Origin of the sequence: Kitasatospora sp. NPDC057518, from assembly GCF_042802075.1 — a bacterium.
Taxonomy (GTDB): Bacteria; Actinomycetota; Actinomycetes; order Streptomycetales; family Streptomycetaceae; genus Kitasatospora.
Genome location: NZ_JBHVEU010000462.1, coordinates 1 through 7,073, shown reverse-complemented (window position 1 = coordinate 7,073; position 7,073 = coordinate 1). Strand labels below are relative to the sequence as shown.

Below are 7,073 nucleotides of genomic sequence, written 5' to 3'. Positions count from 1 at the left end.
ACGCGGGCCCCTCCGGTACAGCCGTCCGTCAGCGCATCGAACCGGTGCGCAGCAGGGTGCGGATGACGCGCATCGCGACCGAGAGGCTGGACAGCTCGTAGTTGTCCGAACCCCTTATGTCGTCGAGGGTGCTCTTGGCGCGGTTCAGCAGGGTCGCGTTGAGCTCGGCCCAGGCGGTGTACCGCTCCTCCGGGGTCGCGCCCTCGGGGCCGCAGGCCAGGATGTCGGCGGTCAGCGCCGCGTGCGCCGCGAAGAGGTCCTCGCGGATCGCGGCCCGGGCCATCGACGACCAGCGGTCGGTGCGGGGCAGCTCGATGATGCGGTCGAGCAGGTGCGAGATCTGGAGCCGGTCGCCCAGGTCGTAGTAGAGGTCGGCGACCTCGGCGACGTCCTTGCCGGAGCGGTCCGCGACCTCGGCGACGTCCAGGGTCGGGAAGACCGAGGAGAGGCCGGCGATCCGGGTGGCCAGCTCCTCCGGCACCCCGGCCGCGGCGAGCTCGCCGTAGATCGACTCGAACCAGGTCAGGTCCTCGCCGCGGAGCGGCTTGGGCAGCGACGCCCAGACCTGGTTGACCCGGTCGTGGAAGAACTCGATGGTGCCGGCGATGTCGAGCGGCTGGCGGCGGTTGTTGAGCATCCACCGGGTGGCGCGCTCGACCAGGCGCCGCGAGTGCAGCCGCATCTTGGTCTGCACCCGGGCCGGGACCTTGTTGTCCAGGTCCTCGATCTCGGCCCAGATCGGCTCCAGGTCGAAGACGGCCCGCGCGGCGGTGTGCGTCCGGGCGATCTCCTCGTAGGTCGCGCCGGTCTCCTCCTTCAGGCGGAAGGCGAAGGTGCAGCCACCGCGGTTGATCGTGTCGTTGACGATCAGCGTGGTGATGATCTCGCGGCGCAGCGCGTGGTTGTCGATCGCCTCGGCGAACCTCGCCCGCAGCGCGGTCGGGAAGTACTCGTGCAGCGAGGTGCGGAAGAACGGGTCGTCCGGCAGCTCGGTGGCCAGCAGCTCCTCGGCCAGGATGATCTTGGTGTAGGCGAGCAGGACGGACATCTCGGGCTGCGAGAGGCCGCGGCCGTTCTGCTGGCGCTCACGGATCTGGCGCTCGGCGGGCAGGAACTCCAGCCCGCGGTCCAGCTGGCCGGCCGACTCGAAGCGGCTGATCATCCGGGCGTGCACGTTGACCATGCTGTGCGCCTGGGCGACGGCGTTGGCCAGCACCACGTTCTGCGCGTAGTTGTTGCGCAGCACCAGGTGGCCGACCTCGTCGGTCATCTCGGCCAGCAGGACGTTGCGCTGCTTGACCGTCATGTCGCCCTCGGCGACCACCTGGTTGAGCAGGATCTTGATGTTGACCTCGTGGTCCGAGGTGTCCACACCGGCCGAGTTGTCGATCGCGTCGGTGTCGATCCAGCCGCCGGTGCCCTCCGGGCCGCCGGTGGCCGCGTACTCGATGCGGCCGAGCTGGGTGCAGCCGAGGTTGCCGCCCTCGCCGATGACCCGGGCCCGGACCTGCTCGCCGTTGACCCGGATGGCGTCGTTGGACTTGTCGCCCACCTCGGCGTTGGTCTCGGTGGAGGCCTTGACGTAGGTGCCGATGCCGCCGTTCCAGAACAGGTCGACCGGGGCCTGGAGGACGGCCCGCATCAGCTCGGCCGGGGTCAGCTTGGTCGCCGACACGCCGAGGGCGGCGCGGACCTGCGGGGTCAGCTGGATCGACTTGGCGCTGCGCGGGAAGACCCCGCCGCCGGCCGAGATCAGCGACCGGTCGTAGTCGTCCCAGGAGCTGCGCGGCAGCTCGAACAGGCGGCGGCGCTCGGCGTACGAGGAGGCCGCCTCCGGGTTCGGGTCCAGGAAGATGTGGCGGTGGTCGAAGGCGGCGACCAGGCGGATGTGCTCGCTGAGCAGCATGCCGTTGCCGAAGACGTCGCCGGACATGTCGCCGATGCCGATGACGGTGAAGTCCTCGGTCTGGGTGTCGACGCCGAGCTCGCGGAAGTTGCGCTTGACCGACTCCCAGGCGCCGCGGGCGGTGATGCCCATGCCCTTGTGGTCGTAGCCGGCCGAGCCGCCGGAGGCGAACGCGTCGCCCAGCCAGAAGCCGTAGGACTCGGCGACGCCGTTGGCGATGTCCGAGAAGGTCGCGGTGCCCTTGTCGGCGGCGACGACCAGGTAGGTGTCGTCCTCGTCGTGGCGGACCACGTCGGCCGGGTGCACGACCTCGCCGCCGACCAGGTTGTCGGTGATGTCGAGCAGCGCCGAGATGAAGGTCTTGTACGAGGAGACGCCCTCGGCCAGCCAGGCGTCGCGGTCGACCGCCGGGTCCGGCAGCTGCTTGGCGACGAAGCCGCCCTTGGCGCCGACCGGGACGATGACGGTGTTCTTGACCATCTGCGCCTTGACCAGGCCCAGGATCTCGGTGCGGAAGTCCTCGCGCCGGTCGGACCAGCGCAGACCGCCGCGGGCGACCTTGCCGAAGCGCAGGTGGACGCCCTCGACCTGCGGCGAGTAGACCCAGATCTCGAACGCCGGGCGCGGGGCCGGCAGGTCCGGGATGGCCTTCGGGTCGAACTTCATCGACACGTAGGAGTGCCACTCGCCGGAGGCGGCGTGCTGGAAGAAGTTGGTCCGCAGGGTGGCCTTGATGAGGTTCAGGAAGGAGCGCAGGATGCGGTCCTCGTCCAGCGAGACGACCTCGTCGAGGGCGCCGGACAGCTCCTCCAGGATGCCCTCGGTCAGCTCCAGGGCGCCCGCGCGGTGGCTCGGGCTCAGCCGGGCCTCGAACAGGTTGACCAGCAGGCGGGTGGAGTGGGTGTTGTTGCGGAGCGCGTCCTCCATGTAGTCCTGGGAGAACGTGGAGCCCGCCTGGCGCAGGTACTTGGCGTACGCGCGCAGCATCATCGCCTGGCGCCAGGTCAGCCCGGCGGTCAGCACCAGCTCGTTGAAGCCGTCGTTCTCGGCCTTGCCGGTCCAGGTGGCGGCGAAGGTCTCCTGGAAGCGCTCGCGGGCCTCGTCGGTGAGCTCGGTGGCCTCGCGCAGCTTCAGGCCGAAGTCGTAGACCCACGCGGTGCTGCCGTCGGAGCGGCGCAGCGCGTACGGGTGCTCGTCCAGCACCTCGACGCCCAGGCGCTGGAGCACCGGCAGGACCTCGGTCAGCGAGATCGGGCCGCCGACCCGGTAGATCTTGAAGCGGCGCTCGTCGTCGCCGGCGCCGACCGGCTGGTACAGGTTCAGGCGGAAGTCGCCCTCGCCGTGCAGCGACTCGATCTGCTTGATGTCGGCGACGGCGGTGCGCGGCGGGAAGTCGGCGCGGTAGCCGTCGGGGAAGGCGTTGGCGTACTTGTGGCCGAGCTCGGCGGCCCGCTCCTCGCCCAGCTCGGTGTGCAACTGGTCGTGGAAGCCGTCCATCCAGAACCGGGCGGCCTCGGCCAGCCGGTTCTCGATCCGCTCGATGTCCGTGTCGCTGAGGTGCGGCAGCGCGGTGCCCGGGGCGACCCGGACGACGAAGTGCAGACGGGTCAGCACCGACTCGGTGGCGTACACCGTGTAGTCGATGGTGGCGCCGTTCAGCTCCTCCTTGAGGATGTCGGTGATCAGCAGCCGGATGCGCGTGGTGTAGCGGTCGCGCGGCAGGTAGATGAACGCCGAGAAGTAGCGCCCGTACTCGTCCTGGCGCAGGAACAGCCGCAGCTTGCGGCGCTCCTGGAGGTAGAGCACGCTCGTCGCGATGGAGAGCAGCTCGGAGGCCGGGGTCTGGAAGATCTCGTCCCGCGGGAAGGTCTCCATGATCTGGAGCAGGTCGCGGCCGTCGTGGCTCTCGCTGGAGAAGCCGGAGTCCTCCAGCACCTCCTGGACCTTGCGGCGCACGACCGGGATGCGGGTGACCGACTCGGTGTAGGCGGCGGAGGAGAACAGGCCGAGGAAGCGGCGCTCGCCGACCGGCTCGCCGGCGGCGTTGAACTTCTTCACGCCGACGTAGTCCAGGTAGGCCGGGCGGTGCACGGTGGACCGGCTGTTGGCCTTGGTCAGGACGAGCAGCTTCTTCTCGTGGGCCTTGGCGCGCACCGGCGCGGAGAGCCGGCCGAAGGCCTCGCTGACGGCGTGGTGGGCGTCGTCGTGGCTGTGCGGGTCGGAGCGCAGGATGCCGAGGCCGGTCCCGGCGACGGCCTTGAGGACCTCCTCGCCCTCGTGCTCGACCAGGTCGTACTCGCGGTAGCCGAGGAAGGTGAAGTGGTCGTCGGCGAGCCAGCGCATCAGCTCCCAGGCCTCGCCGACCTCCTGCTCGGGCAGGCCGGCCGGGGGCTCCTCGGCCAGCTCGTCGGCCAGGCGCAGCGCGCTCTCGCGCATCTTGCCCCAGTCCTCGACGACCTCGCGGACGTCGCCGAGCACGCGGCGCAGGTCGGCCTCGATGGCGCGCAGGTCCTCGCGGTCGGTCTCGCGGTCGACCTCGATGTGCATCCACGACTCGACGGTCGCGTCGGCGGGCCACTCGGTGCCGGCGGCCTGGCTGCGGGAGCAGGCGTCGACGTCCAGGATCTCCAGCAGCTTGCCGGTGATGTCGCGGCGGACGACCAGCTGGGGGTGGATCACGACGTGGATCGCGCGGTCCTGGCGGGACAGCTCGTTGGTGACGGAGTCGACCAGGAAGGGCATGTCGTCCGTGACGACCTCGACCACGGTGTGGCCGCAGGACCAGCCGTTCTCCTCGACCGAGGGGGTGTGGACCCGCACCTCGGCGGTGCCCTGCGGGCGCTTGAGGCCCAGGCGGTAGTGGGAGGCGGCCGCGCCGTAAACGTCGACCGGGTCTCTGTCGACCAGGTCGTCGGGCGCGGTGTGGAGGTAGTAGTGGTGCAGGTACGCGGTCAGAGCGCCGTTGCTCAGACCCTCCCCCGGCGCCGCTCCCCCCACCTGGCTGTTCTCAGCGGCTGCGGCTGCCTTCTTGAGCAGTTCGGCCTTGGCTGCGTCCAGCTTGGTCTGCATGACTTCTTGGCTCCTGTCGCGCGCCGTTGCGTGACTCGGTGGTGTGTGGATGTACACCGACGGGTCACCGCAATCCTGCCGCACCATCCGACTGAAAGGGGCTCATGGCACGCATGAAACGCCCTCCCAGCGGGTAGGACGTTCCGTTCGTCCTGCAGCCACCCGACGACGCCAGCCAGCCTAACCGGATCAATCGAAGGTGGACAGGGACAGGTCGGCGCAAACCCGCAGGAAGTCGGGTCCGTCCTGGACAGCATGTCCAAACCGGAGCCCGGTGTTCACTCTCAGCCCATGTGCGGGTGGCCGTGGTGGGTCGGCGGGACGAAGGTCTCCTTGATCGACCGGGCCGAGGTCCAGCGCAGCAGGTTCTGCGCGGCGCCCGCCTTGTCGTTGGTGCCGGAGGCCCGTCCGCCGCCGAAGGGCTGCTGGCCGACCACCGCGCCGGTCGGCTTGTCGTTGATGTAGAAGTTCCCCGCGGTGAACCGCAGCTCCTCGACGGCCTGGGCGATGGCGTAACGATCCTGCGCGATCACCGAGCCGGTCAGGCCGTACGGGGCGCCGGCGTCGACCCGGCGCAGCACGTCGTCCCAGCGGGAGTCCTCGTAGACGTGGACGGCGAGGATCGGGCCGAAGTACTCGGTCCGGAAGATCTCGCCCCGGTGGTCGGAGGAGACCAGCACGGTCGGCCGGACGAACCAGCCGATCGCGTCGTCGTACTGTCCTCCGGCCGCCAGTTCGATCGTCGGATCGGCCTTCGCCCGATCGATGGCGTCCCGGTTCTTCTCGAAGGCGCGCCGGTCGATCAGGGCGCCCATGAAGTTGGACAGGTCGGTCACGTCGCCCACCGCGAGCGCGTCCACCTCGGCCAGGAAGTCGTCCTTGATCCGCTGCCAGAGGCTGCGCGGCAGGTAGGCGCGGGACAGCGCCGAGCACTTCTGGCCCTGGTACTCGAAGGCGCCGCGGATCAGCGCGGTCCTCAGGATCTCCGGGTCGGCCGAGCGGTGGGCCAGCAGGAAGTCCTTGCCGCCGGTCTCGCCGACGATCCTCGGGTACGTGCGGTAGCCGCCGATGTTGGCGCCGACGGTCTGCCACAGGGAGCGGAAGGTGGCGGTGGAGCCGGTGAAGTGCAGCCCCGCGAACGCCGGGTCGGCGAGCACCACCGGGGAGACCTGGAGGCCGTCGCCGGTCACCAGGTTGATCACCCCGGGCGGCAGGCCGGCCGCCTCCAGCAGCCGCATCAGGTGGTACGCGGCCAGGGTCTGGGTCGGCGCGGGCTTCCAGACCACGGTGTTGCCCATCAGCGCGGGGGCGGTCGGCAGGTTGCCGGCGATCGCGGTGAAGTTGAACGGGGTGACCGCGTAGACGAAACCTTCCAGCGGGCGGTGGTCGGTGCGGTTCCACACGCCGGGCGAGGAGATCGGCTGATCCGCCAGGATCTGCCGGGCGAACCCCACGTTGAACCGCCAGAAGTCGATCAGCTCGCACGCCGAGTCGATCTCCGCCTGCTGCGCGGTCTTGGACTGGCCGAGCATGGTGGCCGCGTTGAGCGTCTCCCGCCAGGGACCGGCCAGCAGGTCGGCGGCGCGCAGGAAGACCGCCGCGCGGTCGTCGAAGGAGAGCGAGCGCCACTGCCGGCCGGCGGCCAGCGCCGCGTCCACCGCCGCCCGGGCGTCCTCCCGGGTGGCGTTGCCGAGCACGCCCAGCTTGGCGGCGTGGTGGTGCGGCTGCACCACGTCGATCCGCTCGCCGCCGCCGAAGCGCTGCTCGCCGCCGATCGTCATCGGCAGCGGGACCTGCTCGGCCGCCAGGTCGTCCAGCCGCCGCACCAGCCGGTCCCGCTCCGGACTGCCGGGCGCGTACGCCCGCACCGGCTCGTTGACCGGGACCGGCACCTCGGTGACTGCGTCGATGGGCATGGCGGGCTCCGTCCTGGGGCTGGTCGGGTGTGACACCAGCCTGACCAGCCGGGGCGCGATCCGCCCGCTCAGACACGCGGACGGCGGGCCGGGGCCCCCCCCCCACCCCCCCGATAACCAGCCCCCCCGATCACGCCCGCCCCCCATTCAACACCACATCCCCCCCCCCCACCCCACCCCCA

2 protein-coding genes are annotated in these 7,073 nt (G+C 70.6%); both read right to left on the bottom strand.

Translation table 11 applies throughout. The features are described from left to right. Nucleotides 1-28: 28 nt before the first annotated feature. On the bottom strand, nt 29-4,975 hold the full coding sequence (locus ACFU7Z_RS33185) for an NAD-glutamate dehydrogenase (protein ID WP_049653850.1): 4,947 nt from the start codon (nt 4,973-4,975) through the stop codon (nt 29-31). 284 nt (nt 4,976-5,259) lie between these two features. Beyond that, nucleotides 5,260-6,885: an L-glutamate gamma-semialdehyde dehydrogenase gene (gene pruA, locus ACFU7Z_RS33180; protein WP_380781609.1), complete on the bottom strand. Its 1,626-nt coding sequence runs from the start codon at nt 6,883-6,885 to the stop codon at nt 5,260-5,262. Nucleotides 6,886-7,073 lie beyond the last annotated feature (188 nt).